Genomic DNA, 13402 nt, shown 5'->3' with positions numbered 1-13402 from the left:
CGGCGGCCTTGCCGGGCCTTCGGACGACAGTCCGGAGGCCTTTTTCTTTCCCGCAATCGGAAGGCTCCCGATGTCCTTTCTCTCGACCCTTTTCGGCGCCCCGTCCGCCAAACGATCCCGCACGGCCGCGCTGGTGGCGCTGTCCGGCCCCGGCCGGGCGCTGTGGTCCTCGCCCGAACCCCGCCGCTTCCATGCCGAGGCGCTGGCGAGGAACCCGGTGGCGGCGCGCGCCGTGGCGCGCATCGCCCAGGCCGTGGCCGAGATCCCGTTCCAGTTCACAGTCGATGGGGCGGAGGCTTCAGCCCACCCGGCGGCGCTGCTGATCGAGCAACCGAACGAGGCGCAGGGCCGCGTCGCCCTGACGGAGCTTCTGGTGACGCATCTCCTGCTCACCGGCAATGCCTTCGTCGAGGCCGTGGCGCTGGACGGGCGGCTGCGCGAATTGCACGTGCTCCGGCCCGACCGCATGCGTCTCGTGCCCGGCGCGGGCGGCAGGCCGGCGGCCTGGGACTATGAGGTGGAAGGACGCACGGTGCGCTTCGCGCAGGATGGCGGTGAGGGGCCGCCGCCGGTGTTGCACCTGACCCTGCCGCATCCCTTCGACGACCATTTCGGCCTCGCGCCGCTCCAGGCTGCGGCCGCCGCCATCGACATCCACAACGCCGCGACGCAATGGACCAAGGCGCTCCTGGACAATGCCGCCCGACCCTCGGGCGCGCTGGTCTATTCCGGTGGCGACGGCACGCTGTCGGAGGACCAGTACGAGCGGCTGAAGGCCGAGCTCGAGCAGGGCTTCTCGGGCAGCCGCAATGCCGGCCGGCCGCTGCTGCTGGAAGGCGGGCTCGACTGGAAGGCGCTGTCGCTCTCGCCGCGCGACATGGACTTCATGGAGGCGAAGCACGGGGCCGCCCGCGAAATCGCGCTCGCTTTCGGCGTGCCGCCCATCGTGCTCGGCATTCCCGGCGACGCGACCTATGCCAATTACCAGGAGGCCAACCGCGCCTTCTGCCGCGACACGGCCCTGCCGCTGGCGCGCCGGGTGATGGGGGGGCTGATCGGCTGGCTGGCGCCGGGCGAGGGGCTGGCCGCGACACCCGACGAGGATGCCATCGGCGCGCTCCATGCCGAGCGCGAGAGCCTGTGGCGGCGTGTCGAGCGCGCGCCCTTCCTCACCGAGGGCGAGAAGCGCGAGGCGGTGGGCTATGCCCGCGAGAAGCCGGAGATCTGAGACGGAACGCGAAAGGAGGCCGCCATGCTGCCGCAAGGGGCCGAGCCGGTCGTTCGCGCCTTCGTGGAGCGGGCCGACATCGCCGCGCTGGCGCTGTTCATGTGGGCGGCGAGCGCGACCGGGCTGCTGGTCTGGACGCTGAGGGAGCTTGCCGCCGCCAACCGCCGCTTCGACGCCTTCGTGCGCGAGCTGACGCGCTTCAACGAGCGGGCGGGCCGGCGGGATTGAGCGGGTGCGCGATCAAGGCGAGGTTCCGTTCACCATGCTTCAGGGAGAGGGAGGTCGGTTCATCGATATCAAAGGCGATCCGTGGCTGACTTGGGCAACGGACCGGAGCCTTGCCCATGCTGCCCAGGGCCTTCTATCTGCTGATGCTGCCCGCCGGCCTCGTCGCCGTGGCGAAGCCCGAGGCCTATACCGCGCTGCTGGCGGTCGCCATGCCGCAGCGCGCCGAGGTCGCGGCCGTCGCCACGCCGGAGCCGCCGACGACCGCCAATCCCTTCGGGCCGAAGCGGCTCACCGCCGACCGCGACGGCCATGTCCGCGCCCGGGCGCGGGCCAACGGCCGTTCGTTCGACGTGCTGGTCGACACCGGCGCGACCGTGGTGGCGCTGACCTGGCGCACCGCGCTCGATCTTCACCTGGTCCGCCCCGGCGAGACCATGGATACCGCCATGCAGACCGCCAATGGCCGGGTCATGGGCAAGCGCGTCGTCATCCCCCGCCTCGAGGTGGAGGGGCTGACGGTCGCGTCCGTGGCCGCTGTCGTGCTGCCCGAAGGGGCGCTCGGCATCAACCTGCTCGGCATGAGCTACCTGTCGCGCCTGCGCCGCGTCGAATTCGCGCAGAACGCCCTGATCCTCGAACAATAGGCGGCCTCTCCCACGGGGCGCGCCTCGCGGGAGCCTCAACCATGCCCGTCCGTCTTCTCGGCGCGCTGCGGCGCGAACGCATCGCCATGCCCGCCGACGAGCCGATCCGCCGCTTCGTCGAGACGCTGGAGGCGCTGGAACAGCGCCGGTCGCGCCGCGGCGGCGGGCGCGTGCGCGCGCTCGACCTCTTCGTCTCTCCCGCCGCCCTGAAACCCCGGAGCGAGCCGTGATGTCCGGCCTGCCGACCACTCGTCTCGATCCCCGGACCGGCCTCTTCACCGGTTATGCCTCGCTGTTCGGCATCGCCGACACGCAGAACGACATCGTCGAGCGCGGCGCTTTCGCGGGCTCGCTGGCCAAGCGCGGGGTCGCCGGCATCCGCATGCTGTGGCAGCACGACCCGGCCGAGCCGATCGGCACCTGGCTGTCGCTGGCGGAAGATCCGGTGGGCCTGCGCGTCACCGGCCGGCTGGTGACGCACACGCAGCGCGGCCGCGAGGCGCTGGACCTGATGGCGGCGGGCGCGGTGGACGGGCTCTCCATCGGCTTCAAGGCGCTGCGCGCGGCCGGTGGCCGGCGCGGGGCGACGCGGCGGCTGCTGGAGGTCGATCTCTGGGAGGTCTCGGTGGTGACCTTCCCGGCGCTGGCGGCGGCAAGGGTCACGCGCATCGCGGCGTGAGACGGCATGGCCGGATGTCCTCCGTCCGGTTCATCCGCGTAGCGGCCGTGGCAGCGCTACGACCCGGACCAGCCGCGCGTGCCGGCCGGCTCGGCGGATGGCGGGCAATGGACCAGCGGTGGGGGCGGAGAAGCAGGGCCGCCCCGCGAAATGACGCGGCCCATTCGTGGAGCTGCCGGCAACAGGCCAAGCGCTGCAGTGCAACTGGCTGTCGCTCGTGCAGAGGCGAATGCCGCAATCCGCAACGTGCAGCAGTATAATCCCGGTTGGCAACCGAAGAACCAGAGTGCAACGAGCGGGGGTGCGGAAGGAGACATTGCCGCGCTGCGGGCGCGCCGCGACGAAGCCGAGGCTTATTTGGCGCTATTGCGGTTGCGAGGTATTGGCCCTGGCGAATACGCCGGAAGTCCCGCTGACTTGCCTTTCGGCCCTATGACGTCAGGCGGAAGGCAGCAGCTCAATCAATCCGGCGAGCAGAATGGCTGCCACACGTGCGGCGCAAGGAGTCCGGGAAGCGCTTCGGGAAACTGGTATTGGGATCATCAGAAGCCCACAGGTCTCAACTGGTCCCGGGAGCCTCAAACAGGCTATCCTCAATGTCGGCATTGCAGTGACCGCCAAGGCGGATGGGTCAGATCGATCAGGCGGGAGAATGGATTTTGAAGCAATCAATCCAGTACAATTTGCCGCATGGCTTGGTATTCATCTCCAATAGTGACGGCGGTGAGCCTCCCTATCCGACGCGGGCTACTCAATTCCGCTATACGGATACATGTATCAGCGTCAGTTGCATGCATGGCCAGGAAGGCGAGACGACCATTACGTTGGGATGGTCGGCCGAGGTTGACCCTGGCTATGCGCCGGTGATCAGCGGCGCTCTCAAGACCGCCGGCGGATCGGTTCTCGTTTCGACCAGCGAGGGAGAGGTGCTGCTCGAAACCCCAACGCCCACGGCGGAAACGAATGTTCGTATTTGGGTCGATCATCCCCTTTGGCCAGCAAACATCCATATCGGCATTGGCCTTGCGGATGACGAGCGCAAAATGAGTGTCGGGCCAATGCCTGCCATTGGTTGAGCTGCGGATGTCGCGCGAGGATGCCGGGCTGATCTGCGGTGCATACGGCGTTGAAGCATCAGATCGATGATTTGCGCGACCCGAACTTCCGCGCGGAGGCGTCGTTGCTGAAGTCCGGTTGGGTAAACTATGGTCATGCTGGGACGATCCGCGTCGATGTGTTCGAGCGTGCTCGCCACGACACGGTCTGTGTTTATGGCATCAAGACGGGTCGACGTGGGATGGATATTCCGCGCCTCGATGAGATCGTCGGGCGCGTCCGGGCAGTTTATCCCGAGACAAGGCGAACCCTCATTACGGCGGTGAGGCCATACGCTCGATAGTCAAATGGCCTCTATATTTGCAGATTTTGTCGAACGATGGGTCGATACCACAAGAGCTTTAGGCAGAATTCGCGATGCCGGCATCCGCAGAGCTGAGGCGCTATGTCCAACCATTGCTTGCCCGGCACGATGATCTTGGTTTCGCCAAACGCCTGATTGTCTTGCGGCCGGTCCGGCATTTTGCCTGCGGCGTGCTGCTCGATGGCGCGCTCCCCAAGGACGAGTTTCGCCCACTGTACATGGTCGCAGAGCTCTTTGCTCATCATGGAAGGCTGCCGCCCATGTATGGAAATGCGCTCTACTATCCACGGCGAGGCGTGAACGAATACTGGTCGGTGCTGAACCCGCGCGCGCTGGAGCTTCTGATTGCGGAGGTCGAAGACAAGGCGCTGCCGGTCCTGAGGGCGATCGCGACGCTGGAAGACTTCTATGCGCACACGTCTATGCCCGACGAGTTCACGCGCCAGACGATCCAGTATGACTTGCTGCGCCATGCGCCGGTGGCCGCCGCGCTCGGTGACAAGGAAGTGGCCACATCGATCTGCAGGGAGCTGGCATCTGGAAAAAGCCCGTGGACGAGGCCCTGGCTGTGGGAAGAGGCACGGCCGATCGTCGAGGAATTCTGCCCGCCGGTTCTGGCTGGCGACTGGAGCGCGGTTACGGCGCTTCTGCACCGATGGGAGGAGGCGAGCGTCCACAAGAACAAGTTGGAGTCATACTGGCAGCCCACGCCATTTCCGCTCGAACTGACGGACACCTGACGGGCAGGCCTTTTCCGCCGGCCGCGCCGACAGGCCGTCAACCGAGCCATTCCTAAGCCAAGCCCCGCCTTCGCGCGGGGTTTTTTGTTGTCCGCGAGGCCTCATGACCGACATCCAATCGATCCGCCGCGCGATCCTCGCGAAGGAGATCGCCGCACTGAAGGCCGGATGCCCAGGCTGTGGCGGCGTTCAACGCGCGGGACTATTCGGCGGGGCCGGCCCCGGTGCGCGAGCTGTCGTTTGTCGGGCAGCTCACGCGTGAGCAGGTCGAGCAGGCCTGCCCCCGTCTGCCAGAGGTACAGGAGCGGACCGATATTGCCGCCGATGCCTTTGCAGGGGATCGTTTCTGGGTGAGTCCGCAGCGATACGGGACAGCGGTACACACGCATCTGAAGCATCAGATCGATGGATTGAACGATCCCAAGTTCAGAGCCGAGATGTCACTCCTGAAAGCCGAAGAGGCAAATCGCCGTGGTGAGCGTGGATCAATCCGGATTGATGTATTCGAGCGCACCAACTCCGATACGGTTTGCGTCTACGATATCAAGACCGGCGAGGCAGGTTTGGGTCCAACGCGCACCCTTGAGATTGTTGGCCGCGTCCGACATGCTTTCCAATTCGTGCCGCGCATCATCATCACCGAGATTAGGCCGACGCGATGAGCAATATCCGCAAGATCGGAAAACTGCTCGAACCGCTGATCGCGCGGCGGAACGATCTCGCCTATGTGTCGCGCTGGCTGATCATCAAGCCGACTCATCACATTCTCCGCCTCGTCACCTTTGATCGCGGGTTTTATCCCGGCTTCTTCCGCGCGTACTGGTCAGTATCCGCGACCTTTGACCAGGACAACGTCTTCAGCCTTTCCGATGGCCAACCCTTTTACCCCCCGCAACCACTGCGGTGGAACTTAAGCGAACCCACGATCCAGAAAGCTCTGCTCGACACCATCGAGACCGAAGTTCTGCCCCTGCTCGAGCCGGTTCGCGGTATCGAAGACTATGTCGCCTTCTGCGACCATCACGACTTTCGGGGCCGACTCGAGCAATTTCCGCTGCGCAACATCAAGATTCAAGCAGCGTTGGGCAATTTCGACAAGGCAAGAGCGGTCGGTGAGGTGCTTGCCTCCGGCCGAACCTTCTGGACCGAGCCTCGAATGCGCGAATTGTGGGAGCCGATCCTGACAGAGCTTTGCCCGTTGCTTAGGGCCGACGACCGCGCAGGCGTTGCGAACCTTCTGCATCGATGGGAGCGCGAAGTGGCTCAGTCGCGCAAGCTTGCTGGCATCTGGGAGCCTTCGCCTTTCCCGCTCGAGCAATCCTGGTCCTGATATGAACGAGATCAGACCCTTCGAATGACCACTACTGCCCAGATCCGCAGGCTGCTGAAGCCGCTGCTCGGCCGTCACAACGATCCGGTGCCGTCATGCCAATGGCTGATCGTGCAGCCGGTCGACCACCTGGTGAGGTTCGCCCTCATCGACAGGACAAGCAGCGCCGACCATTGCTGTCCGATCTGGGTGTATTGCATCTGTTCGGTTCCGCGCCGGGCATAGGCATCGCCTGTCAACTCCACGCATGGGAGTTCGAGCGAAGCCGGAGCCCGGTCGTGAGCCGCTATCGGGGACGAACGCTTTTCCCGTTCGAGCTTGCGGCTTCTCGGCCGCGCTGCCGTCCTGTGTCCCCTCTCACCCCGCCCTCGCGCGGGGTTTTTTGTTGTCCGCGAGGCGCCATGACCGACATCGAATCGATCCGCCGGGCGGCCCTTCGGAAGGAGATCGCCGCGCTGAAGGCCGAGTGCCTCGCCTTCGACGCCGGCATTCGCGCGGCCCGCCTCGCGCTCTGGCTGCGCTACGACCCGGACCAACCGCGCGTGCCGGCCGGCTCGGCGGATGGCGGGCAATGGACGAGTGCGGGAGGGGGCGGGGGACTCGGCCTCGATCCGGAAGGAGGTGCCGGCGATACCGAGTTCGGCGCTGGCGGTAACGCACCAACCGGCTCGGACGACGGCGGCGACTGGAAGACGATCGCGCGCGGCGTCGGCCCGGACGGCACGCGGACGGAGACGAACATCCGCGACGACGGCACGACGATCCGCTCGGAATACGCCGCCTCGCGGGCCGCCGGCTTCGACGAGCGGCATACGGTGATGACGCCGGACGGGAGTCTGCGCAGCTTCGAGACGGAGGGTTTGAGACAGACGGTTCGCGACGAGCTCGGGGAGGTGCTGAGCCGGTCGGAATTCCGGCCGGATGGCGCGGTGCTGGAGCCGGCGTTCCTGCCGCTTGTCGTTCCGGCTGCGCCAACGGTGGTCAGCACGACCGGCCAACTGGGCTTGATCCTGCTGGGTGGTCTGTCGACGAGGAACGGGCCAGACGGTCAAGCGGTTGCAGCGTTCAATGCCAGAGAATTCTCTGCGGGAACACCGGATGCTGAACTGACCTATGTAGGACGCCTAAGTCAGGCGGAGGTCCAAAGGGCCTGCCCGGGACTCGGGAATGTTCAGGACATAACAAACGCGTCTGCGGCGCTCATCAGCCGGGAGGGGGTGTCACCATCCATGTATGGGACGTTGGTTCACACAGAGATCAGAGATAGGATTCAGAGGTCGGAAGGAACGCAACCATTCCGGCCAGGCTATTTTCATGCCGAGCACTCATTCTTAAAAGAAAAAGAGGCGGTTCGTTATGGTGAGCGTGGTTCGGTTCGTGTCGATGTCTTCGAAAAGCCAGAAGGGACGGCAACTGTCTGTGTCTATGATGTCAAGACAGGCAGAGCAGGTTTTCCACGCGGCAGGATGGAAGAGATTCCCACTCACGTTCGTGCATACTACGGATCGCCACTTCGCGTCATCCTCACCGAGATTCGTCCACGCAGATGAAAGGCCCTCGCCGCATTCAATTGGCTTTGCAGCCCTATATGGAGGGGCGGCCCAGCCTCACGCTTGCGAAATACTGGATCGTTATCAAGCCGTTGCACCACATTTACCGCGGCATAACGTTCAGCCGGCTTTTCGCCTCGGGCGAGTTTGTCGCCAATTGGTCGATCTCGCCAATGTTCGACCGCATCCACGCGCTGGCTTTGTCTGACGGGAGGGTCATCTATGCCGGGTCTTCCGCCAGGTTCTTTCTGAACGACCCCTCCTCGCTGGAGGCCTTCTTCGCTGAGATCGACAACAACATCGTTCCGATGCTGGAACCAGTCCGCTCGATCGATGACTTCGTCCCGTTCGTTGATGGCACGGGCATTCGCTCTCCTGTCGCCAGATTCCCGCGTCGCCATGTCAAGATTCTTGCCGCCCTTGGGCGTTTCGACGAGGCACTCGAGATCGCCCTCGCAATCGCAGAGGGTCGCAACGGCTGGGCACCGCCCGATCTCAGGGAATCTTGGGAGCCAATCGTCACAGATCTGCTTCCGCTTCTGCAGGCAAATGACCGCGCGGGAGTTGCCACCCTCCTTCGTCGATGGGAGGCCGAGTGGCGGAGAAATATGGCATGTCGCACATCTGGCAGCCCGCTCCTTTCCCCTTCGAGCTAACCTCTTGACTAACCTGCCGGATCTCATCGATCTCGTCCGTGCGCTGCTACTCGCTGATTGGGACTCGATCGGCATCCGCGACGAACCGAAAGCGCAGGACGAGTATGACGACTATGCCCCGGCGATAGCTGAACTCTTGCATTCGGGCGTCGAGACGGACGCCATCGCCGAACATCTGCGCCGGATCGAGACCGACCAAATGTCTCTGCCGCCCAACACCAAGCGCGCTCGCCATGTGGCCGCGCGGCTACGGCAACTCTCGGCCTGACCCGTCGAAGACCGAAATCGCATGCCCCAAGCCCCGCCCTTGCGCGGGGCTTTTTCTTATGCCCTGTCCCCAACCGAAGGACCTGACCATGCACGAGACCCAATCCGCGTCCATCTCCCCCGAAACGAAAGCCGTGCTGCCGCACGAGGCCAGTGTCACCCATGCCGAGGTGATGCGCATCTTCGAGGCCTTCAAGGAGGCCAACGACCAGCGTATCACCGACATCGAGCGCCGCTCGGCGGACGTGTTGGCCGACGACAAGGTCGCCCGCATCAACCGGGCGCTGGACGAGAAGATGGCGGCGCTTGACCGGGCGGCGCTGGCCGCCCGCCGGCCGGGCCTCGCGCTGGAGCGCCACGAGCAGCGGGCCGGCGCGAGCGAGCACAAGGCCGCCTTCGAGGCCTATATCCGCTCCGGCGAAGTTGCGGGTCTGAAGGCGCTCGAAACCAGGGCCATGTCGGTCGGCTCCGGGCCGGACGGCGGCTATCTCGCCCCGCCCGAGGTCGAGACGGCGGTGACGCAGCGGCTCGCGGCGATCTCGCCGATCCGCGCCATTGCCGGCGTGCGCCAGATTTCGGCGGGCACGTTCAAGCGGCCCTTCGCCCGGACCGGCCCCGTCACCGGCTGGGTCGGCGAGACGGCGGCCCGGGCGCAGACCAGTTCGCCGGTGCTGGCCGAGCAGGTGTTTCCTGCGATGGAGCTCTATGCCATGCCGGCGGCGACGCAGACGCTGATCGACGATGCTGCGGTCGATCTCGAAAGCTGGATCGCCAGCGAGGTGGACACCGTCTTCGCCGAGCAGGAGGGCGCTGCCTTCGTCGCCGGCGACGGCGTCAACAAGCCGAAGGGCTTTCTCGCCGAGACGCAGGTGGCGAATGCCTCGTGGAGCTGGGGCAATATCGGCACGGTGATCACCGGCCACGCCTCGGCCTTCCCGGCGAGCAACCCGGCCGACGTGCTGGTCGATCTCGTCTATGCGGCGCGGGCCGGCTTCCGCCAGAACGGCCGGTTCGTGATGAACCGCAAGACGCAGGCGACCATCCGCAAGTTCAAGGATGCGTCGGGCGCCTATGTCTGGAATCCGCCGGCGCAGGCGGGCGGCGAGGCGAGCCTGTTCACCTTTCCCGTCACCGAGGCCGAGGACATGCCGGATATCGGCGCGGGGACGACGCCGGTCGCCTTCGGCGATTTCCGCCGCGGCTACCTGATCGTCGACCGGCTGGGCCTGCGCATCCTGCGCGATCCCTACTCCGCCAAGCCTTACGTGCTGTTCTACACGACCAAGCGGGTGGGCGGCGGCGTCGCCGACTACGACGCGATCAAGCTACTGAAGGTGGCCGCGAGCTGATTGGAAGCAATCCGCCGAATGATAATGTCGCGGTCCCGTCGAACAGCCGGATGGCCGCGATGCTCATTGGAACGCGGATACTGCATGTGAAGAGCAAGGCCGGCACCGCCGAGGTGCCGGTCAGTCTATATGCTCCCGTGGCGGACGATCTGGGCTGGGGCTGCCGCTATGAGATCGGCTGGCCCCGAAGGACACGCACCAGCACGGCTTGGGGCTTCGATGCCCTTCAGGCAGTTCGTCTGGCGATGCAGAAGATCGCGAGCGAACTCTATGCCAGTGCCTATCACAAGCAGGGTCGGCTGGCCTGGCTGGGACAGGGCGGAGGCTACGGCTTCCCGATCACCAAGAACGGCCGCGACCTTCTCGTCGGTTACGACAAGGAATTCGACGGCTGATCGCCCGCCTCACGGCGCGGTGCCGCCGTCGATCCGCGCCCAGGGCGGCAGGCCCTGCCGTTCGGGAGCGCGCGGCGGCGGCAGGGTGGCGACGCGGGGATTTGCGGGCGCGCGGCTCTCGCCGGTGGCGACCGCGCCGCGGATCCACGAGGCGATGGCGACCACGGGCATGGCGACGGTGAGCGAGCCGCAGCCGCGCGTCTCCGGCGGGCCGGAGACGAGGCTGACGACGCCGACGACGGAGCCGCCCGCGACGGCGGGTCCGCCGGAATCACCCTGACAGGCCGAGGGGCCGAAGCCGCGGGCGATCATCTGCGCATTGCCGAGGGCGGTGTAACCGGACGGCGAGCGCTGGAGGACAGGCAGGGTCACCCGCCGGAGCTGGCCGGCGCTGCGCATGCTGTCGAGCTGCTGGCGGCCGAAGCCGGCAATGGTGACGCTGGTGCCGGGGGCGGGATCGCGCCCGCCGATGCGCGCCGGGCCGTAGCCGGCCGGCGGCAGGTCGCGCATCGTGAGCACGGCGACGTCAATCGGCGCGGTTCCGCCGCGCGGCCCCGGCACGCCGGGATGGCCGGAGGCCGACACAACCGGGCTGAGCGCCACGATGCGCCCCGAACGGATGAAGGCGACGACGGCGAGCCTTGCGCCCGCCACGCAATGGGCGGCGGTCAGCACCGAGCGCCGGCCGATGATCGTGCCGGTGCAGCCATTGGCGTCGCCGGTGACGATCAGGACCGAGGAGCGGGCGAGCGCATCGCCCGTGCCGACCGCACTGCCGCCGATGATGGCATGGGCGGGGGAGGCCGCCGTCAGGCCACCCGCCAGCGCCGCCGCGAGAACGGCAGCCGAGATACGATGCGTCATCGCGATCCTCCAAGGCCCCGGATCGTCTCTTCGATCCAGCGGCGGTGCGGGGAAACGGGGACCGTCCCCGTGAGATTGCCACAGCGGCCGGCGCCGCGCCCGGTCGTCCAGCTGACGACGCCGGCGACGGCAGGCCGCCCGGATTCGGATGCAAAGACCGGACCGCCGGAATCGCCGGTGCAGGCGCCGAGCGACGCGCCGGAGGGGCCGATGAGCCGGACCTGATAGGAGGAGGGACGGCCGGTGACGGTCAAGGCGGCGGATCGCAGCACCCCGGCGCTGCGGGCATCGCCCTCGGCCGACGGCCCGAAGCCGGCGAGGCGGATGGCCGCCCCTGCCTGCGGAATGCCGCCGCCGGACAGCGCGACGGTCCGCCGGCCGTTGCCGATCGGGTTGGCGGTGCGCACCACGGCGAGATCGACCGCCGTGCGGCGGGCCTGCCAGTCGGCCCGGCGATAGGCCGGATGGACGCGCCGTTCGACGACCTCGTTGATGACAGGCTGGCGGCCCGGCCCAAAGACGAGAACGCCGAGGCGGCCACCATCCTCGACGCAATGGGCGGCGGTCAGCACCAGCCGTTCGCCGATCACGGCGCCCGAGCAGAAGCCGTTCTGCCCGGAAATCATCACGACATGGGCGCTGACGGGGTCGCCGGCCGGCACCTCGGCGCCGCCGATGACGGCCAGCGCGGCCCCGGCTGGAAGGATGGTCGCGGCGAGCGCGGCGGAAAGGCTTCGAAACACGTCGGCTCCCTGCGAGTCCCGGTGATCAGGGCCTTTGACCGGGCCCGGTGTCAATACGAAGGCGGCTCCCGGCCGGATGCGCGGGCGGCCCGCTTCTGAACCAAAACGCCTGATGGCGCCACGCATTCCCACCAAGGACGAGGCATCATGAGCCTGACACTGACCTCTCCGCCCGAGGCGGAGCCCCTGCCGCTTGCCGACCTGAAAGCCTTCCTGAAGGTCGACGGGACCGACGAGGACGCGCTGATCGGCTCGATCGCCACGGCCGCGCGCGCCCATCTGGAGGCGCTGACCGCCAAGGCCTTCGTCACGCAGCGCTGGCGCGTCCGGCGCGACGCCTGGGCGGCGCATGGCCGCCTGACCTTGCCGATCGGGCCGATCGCCAGCCTCGACGCCGTGACTGTCACCCGCGTCGCGGGCGAGGTCAGCCTGCCGCTCGACCTGTTCCGGCTCGACGGCGACGGCCTGCCGCCGCGCCTGTCCTGGACGCCGAGCGTCGTGCCGATGCCCGCCGTGCCGATGTCCGGCATCGCCATCGACGTGACCGCCGGCTATGGCGGTCCCGGAGACGTGCCGGCGCCGCTGGTGCAGGCGGTGCGGCTGCTCGCGGCGCACTGGTACGAGAACCGGACGCTGGTGACGGTCGGTCACGAGGTCGCGGTCATGCCGCGCGCGGTCGATGCGCTGATCGCCCCCTTCCTCGTCAGGAGGGTGGCATGACCGTCGGCACACTGCGCCACCGCCTGACCGTCGAAGCTCCGGCCGAGATCGCCGACGGCGCGGGCGGGGTCGCCCGGACCTTCGCGGCGGTTGGCGAGATCTGGGGCCTGATCCAGCCCATGGGCGGCACGGAAACGCGCGCCGAGGAGCGGCTGGTCCAGCGCCTGACCCACGCGATCGTCATCCGCCCCTTCGCCGGGCTGAGCGCCGCGCACCGCCTGCGCAAGGGCGCGCGCATCTTCGACATCCGCGCCATCCGCGAAGACACGCCTTCGCGCCTCTACGCCACCTGCCATTGCGAGGAGATCGCCCCGTGAAGCCGCTCGTCACCGTCGCCTTCGGCGGGCTCTCCGCCGACGCCCGCCTGCCGGGCTGGACCATGCCCTTCGTCGTCCGCCTCGCGGACCGCTTTCGCGTCGAGGTCGCCAATGGCGGTGGTCCGGCGTTGCGCGTCATTCGCGGCAGCGAACAGGCGTCGGTGGTCGATACCGGCGCGGACGCCTTCGCCCGCGAGTTCGGCTCGCTCGACCGGCCGGCAGCGCCGCGCCTCGGTCCGGCGGCGGCGCGCCTGCGCTCGGGAGCCTGACCC

21 protein-coding genes are annotated in these 13402 nt (G+C 67.2%); 19 read left to right on the top strand and 2 right to left on the bottom strand.

Annotated elements, in window-relative coordinates; all coding sequences use genetic code 11:
- Window positions 1–70: 70 nt before the first annotated feature.
- The 16 genes from JNK84_RS06635 (at window position 71) to JNK84_RS06560 (ending at window position 10486) form a co-directional block, all read left to right on the top strand.
- A complete protein-coding gene (locus tag JNK84_RS06635; protein ID WP_293421824.1) occupies window positions 71–1228 on the top strand; it encodes a phage portal protein in 1158 nt (385 codons plus the stop codon).
- 24 nt (window positions 1229–1252) lie between these two features.
- The gene (locus JNK84_RS06630) at window positions 1253–1456 is read left to right on the top strand and encodes a hypothetical protein (protein WP_293421821.1); all 204 of its coding nucleotides are present in this window, start codon (window positions 1253–1255) and stop codon (window positions 1454–1456) included.
- Between the two features lie 116 nt (window positions 1457–1572).
- Window positions 1573–2100, top strand: a complete 528-nt coding sequence (locus tag JNK84_RS06625) for a retropepsin-like aspartic protease family protein (RefSeq protein WP_293421818.1) — start codon at window positions 1573–1575, stop codon at window positions 2098–2100.
- A gap of 41 nt (window positions 2101–2141) precedes the next feature.
- Window positions 2142–2330, top strand: a complete 189-nt coding sequence (locus tag JNK84_RS06620) for a hypothetical protein (protein WP_293421815.1) — start codon at window positions 2142–2144, stop codon at window positions 2328–2330.
- Complete coding sequence (locus JNK84_RS06615) at window positions 2330–2779, top strand: HK97 family phage prohead protease (protein WP_293423506.1); 450 nt, start codon at window positions 2330–2332, stop codon at window positions 2777–2779. Before JNK84_RS06620 ends, JNK84_RS06615 begins: the two co-directional genes overlap by 1 nt.
- 626 nt (window positions 2780–3405) lie before the next feature.
- Window positions 3406–3855 carry a hypothetical protein gene (locus JNK84_RS06610; RefSeq protein WP_293421812.1) on the top strand — a complete coding sequence of 150 codons (450 nt, stop codon included), beginning with the start codon at window positions 3406–3408 and terminating at the stop codon, window positions 3853–3855.
- A gap of 50 nt (window positions 3856–3905) precedes the next feature.
- On the top strand, window positions 3906–4178 hold the full coding sequence (locus JNK84_RS06605) for a hypothetical protein (protein ID WP_293421809.1): 273 nt from the start codon (window positions 3906–3908) through the stop codon (window positions 4176–4178).
- A 74-nt stretch (window positions 4179–4252) separates the two neighbouring features.
- The gene (locus tag JNK84_RS06600; protein ID WP_293421806.1) at window positions 4253–4939 is read left to right on the top strand and encodes a hypothetical protein; all 687 of its coding nucleotides are present in this window, start codon (window positions 4253–4255) and stop codon (window positions 4937–4939) included.
- 179 nt (window positions 4940–5118) lie between these two features.
- A complete protein-coding gene (locus tag JNK84_RS06595; RefSeq protein ID WP_293421803.1) occupies window positions 5119–5601 on the top strand; it encodes a hypothetical protein in 483 nt (160 codons plus the stop codon).
- Window positions 5598–6269, top strand: coding sequence for a hypothetical protein (locus tag JNK84_RS06590; protein ID WP_293421800.1), 672 nt, complete (start codon window positions 5598–5600; stop codon window positions 6267–6269). Before JNK84_RS06595 ends, JNK84_RS06590 begins: the two co-directional genes overlap by 4 nt.
- Before the next feature lie 24 nt (window positions 6270–6293).
- Window positions 6294–6494, top strand: coding sequence for a hypothetical protein (locus JNK84_RS06585; RefSeq protein WP_293421797.1), 201 nt, complete (start codon window positions 6294–6296; stop codon window positions 6492–6494).
- 176 nt (window positions 6495–6670) lie between these two features.
- A complete protein-coding gene (locus tag JNK84_RS06580) occupies window positions 6671–7819 on the top strand; it encodes a hypothetical protein (protein WP_293421794.1) in 1149 nt (382 codons plus the stop codon).
- Entirely contained in the window at window positions 7816–8475 is a 660-nt protein-coding gene (locus JNK84_RS06575) for a hypothetical protein (protein ID WP_293421790.1), read from the top strand. Before JNK84_RS06580 ends, JNK84_RS06575 begins: the two co-directional genes overlap by 4 nt.
- A 4-nt stretch (window positions 8476–8479) precedes the next feature.
- Window positions 8480–8743 (top strand): hypothetical protein, encoded by a 264-nt coding sequence (locus tag JNK84_RS06570; RefSeq protein ID WP_293421787.1) that lies wholly within the window; start codon window positions 8480–8482, stop codon window positions 8741–8743.
- 88 nt (window positions 8744–8831) lie between these two features.
- Window positions 8832–10091, top strand: coding sequence for a phage major capsid protein (locus JNK84_RS06565; RefSeq protein ID WP_293421784.1), 1260 nt, complete (start codon window positions 8832–8834; stop codon window positions 10089–10091).
- Window positions 10092–10141: 50 nt separating this feature from the next.
- A complete protein-coding gene (locus JNK84_RS06560; RefSeq protein WP_441343207.1) occupies window positions 10142–10486 on the top strand; it encodes a DUF6968 family protein in 345 nt (114 codons plus the stop codon).
- 9 nt (window positions 10487–10495) lie between these two features.
- Here the strand turns inward: JNK84_RS06560 and JNK84_RS06555 are convergent, their stop codons facing one another.
- Both JNK84_RS06555 and JNK84_RS06550 read right to left on the bottom strand, forming a co-directional pair.
- Entirely contained in the window at window positions 10496–11350 is an 855-nt protein-coding gene (locus JNK84_RS06555) for a trypsin-like serine protease (RefSeq protein WP_293421778.1), read from the bottom strand.
- Entirely contained in the window at window positions 11347–12093 is a 747-nt protein-coding gene (locus JNK84_RS06550; RefSeq protein ID WP_293421775.1) for a S1 family peptidase, read from the bottom strand. Before JNK84_RS06550 ends, JNK84_RS06555 begins: the two co-directional genes overlap by 4 nt.
- Window positions 12094–12240: 147 nt before the next feature.
- Between JNK84_RS06550 and JNK84_RS06545 the strand changes: the two genes are divergently transcribed.
- From JNK84_RS06545 to JNK84_RS06535, 3 genes are read left to right on the top strand one after another with little or no spacing between them, the layout of a single operon-like run.
- On the top strand, window positions 12241–12813 hold the full coding sequence (locus JNK84_RS06545) for a head-tail connector protein (RefSeq protein WP_293421772.1): 573 nt from the start codon (window positions 12241–12243) through the stop codon (window positions 12811–12813).
- Window positions 12810–13130 carry a head-tail adaptor protein gene (locus JNK84_RS06540; RefSeq protein WP_293421769.1) on the top strand — a complete coding sequence of 107 codons (321 nt, stop codon included), beginning with the start codon at window positions 12810–12812 and terminating at the stop codon, window positions 13128–13130. The genes JNK84_RS06545 and JNK84_RS06540 overlap by 4 nt, the downstream gene beginning before the upstream one ends.
- On the top strand, window positions 13127–13399 hold the full coding sequence (locus JNK84_RS06535) for a hypothetical protein (RefSeq protein ID WP_293421766.1): 273 nt from the start codon (window positions 13127–13129) through the stop codon (window positions 13397–13399). Before JNK84_RS06540 ends, JNK84_RS06535 begins: the two co-directional genes overlap by 4 nt.
- Window positions 13400–13402: the final 3 nt, after the last annotated feature.

The organism is Phreatobacter sp. (assembly GCF_016793595.1).
Taxonomy (GTDB): domain Bacteria; phylum Pseudomonadota; class Alphaproteobacteria; order Rhizobiales; family Phreatobacteraceae; genus Phreatobacter.
Note: the sequence above shows the minus strand (reverse complement) of the source record. Positions and strands in the feature narration are given on the sequence as shown.

Excerpts from the sequence above, each read along its gene's own strand:
- JNK84_RS06635 (WP_293421824.1), top strand. The coding sequence starts at position 71 with ATGTCCTTTCTCTCGACCCTTTTCGGCGCCCCGTCCGCCAAACGATCC.
- JNK84_RS06630 (WP_293421821.1), top strand. The coding sequence starts at position 1,253 with ATGCTGCCGCAAGGGGCCGAGCCGGTCGTTCGCGCCTTCGTGGAGCGG.
- JNK84_RS06625 (WP_293421818.1), top strand. The coding sequence starts at position 1,573 with ATGCTGCCCAGGGCCTTCTATCTGCTGATGCTGCCCGCCGGCCTCGTC.
- JNK84_RS06620 (WP_293421815.1), top strand. The coding sequence starts at position 2,142 with ATGCCCGTCCGTCTTCTCGGCGCGCTGCGGCGCGAACGCATCGCCATG.
- JNK84_RS06615 (WP_293423506.1), top strand. The coding sequence starts at position 2,330 with ATGTCCGGCCTGCCGACCACTCGTCTCGATCCCCGGACCGGCCTCTTC.
- JNK84_RS06610 (WP_293421812.1), top strand. The coding sequence starts at position 3,406 with ATGGGTCAGATCGATCAGGCGGGAGAATGGATTTTGAAGCAATCAATC.
- JNK84_RS06600 (WP_293421806.1), top strand. The coding sequence starts at position 4,253 with ATGCCGGCATCCGCAGAGCTGAGGCGCTATGTCCAACCATTGCTTGCC.
- JNK84_RS06590 (WP_293421800.1), top strand. The coding sequence starts at position 5,598 with ATGAGCAATATCCGCAAGATCGGAAAACTGCTCGAACCGCTGATCGCG.
- JNK84_RS06585 (WP_293421797.1), top strand. The coding sequence starts at position 6,294 with ATGACCACTACTGCCCAGATCCGCAGGCTGCTGAAGCCGCTGCTCGGC.
- JNK84_RS06580 (WP_293421794.1), top strand. The coding sequence starts at position 6,671 with ATGACCGACATCGAATCGATCCGCCGGGCGGCCCTTCGGAAGGAGATC.
- JNK84_RS06575 (WP_293421790.1), top strand. The coding sequence starts at position 7,816 with ATGAAAGGCCCTCGCCGCATTCAATTGGCTTTGCAGCCCTATATGGAG.
- JNK84_RS06565 (WP_293421784.1), top strand. The coding sequence starts at position 8,832 with ATGCACGAGACCCAATCCGCGTCCATCTCCCCCGAAACGAAAGCCGTG.
- JNK84_RS06560 (WP_441343207.1), top strand. The coding sequence starts at position 10,142 with ATGGCCGCGATGCTCATTGGAACGCGGATACTGCATGTGAAGAGCAAG.
- JNK84_RS06555 (WP_293421778.1), bottom strand. The coding sequence starts at position 11,350 with ATGACGCATCGTATCTCGGCTGCCGTTCTCGCGGCGGCGCTGGCGGGT.
- JNK84_RS06545 (WP_293421772.1), top strand. The coding sequence starts at position 12,241 with ATGAGCCTGACACTGACCTCTCCGCCCGAGGCGGAGCCCCTGCCGCTT.
- JNK84_RS06540 (WP_293421769.1), top strand. The coding sequence starts at position 12,810 with ATGACCGTCGGCACACTGCGCCACCGCCTGACCGTCGAAGCTCCGGCC.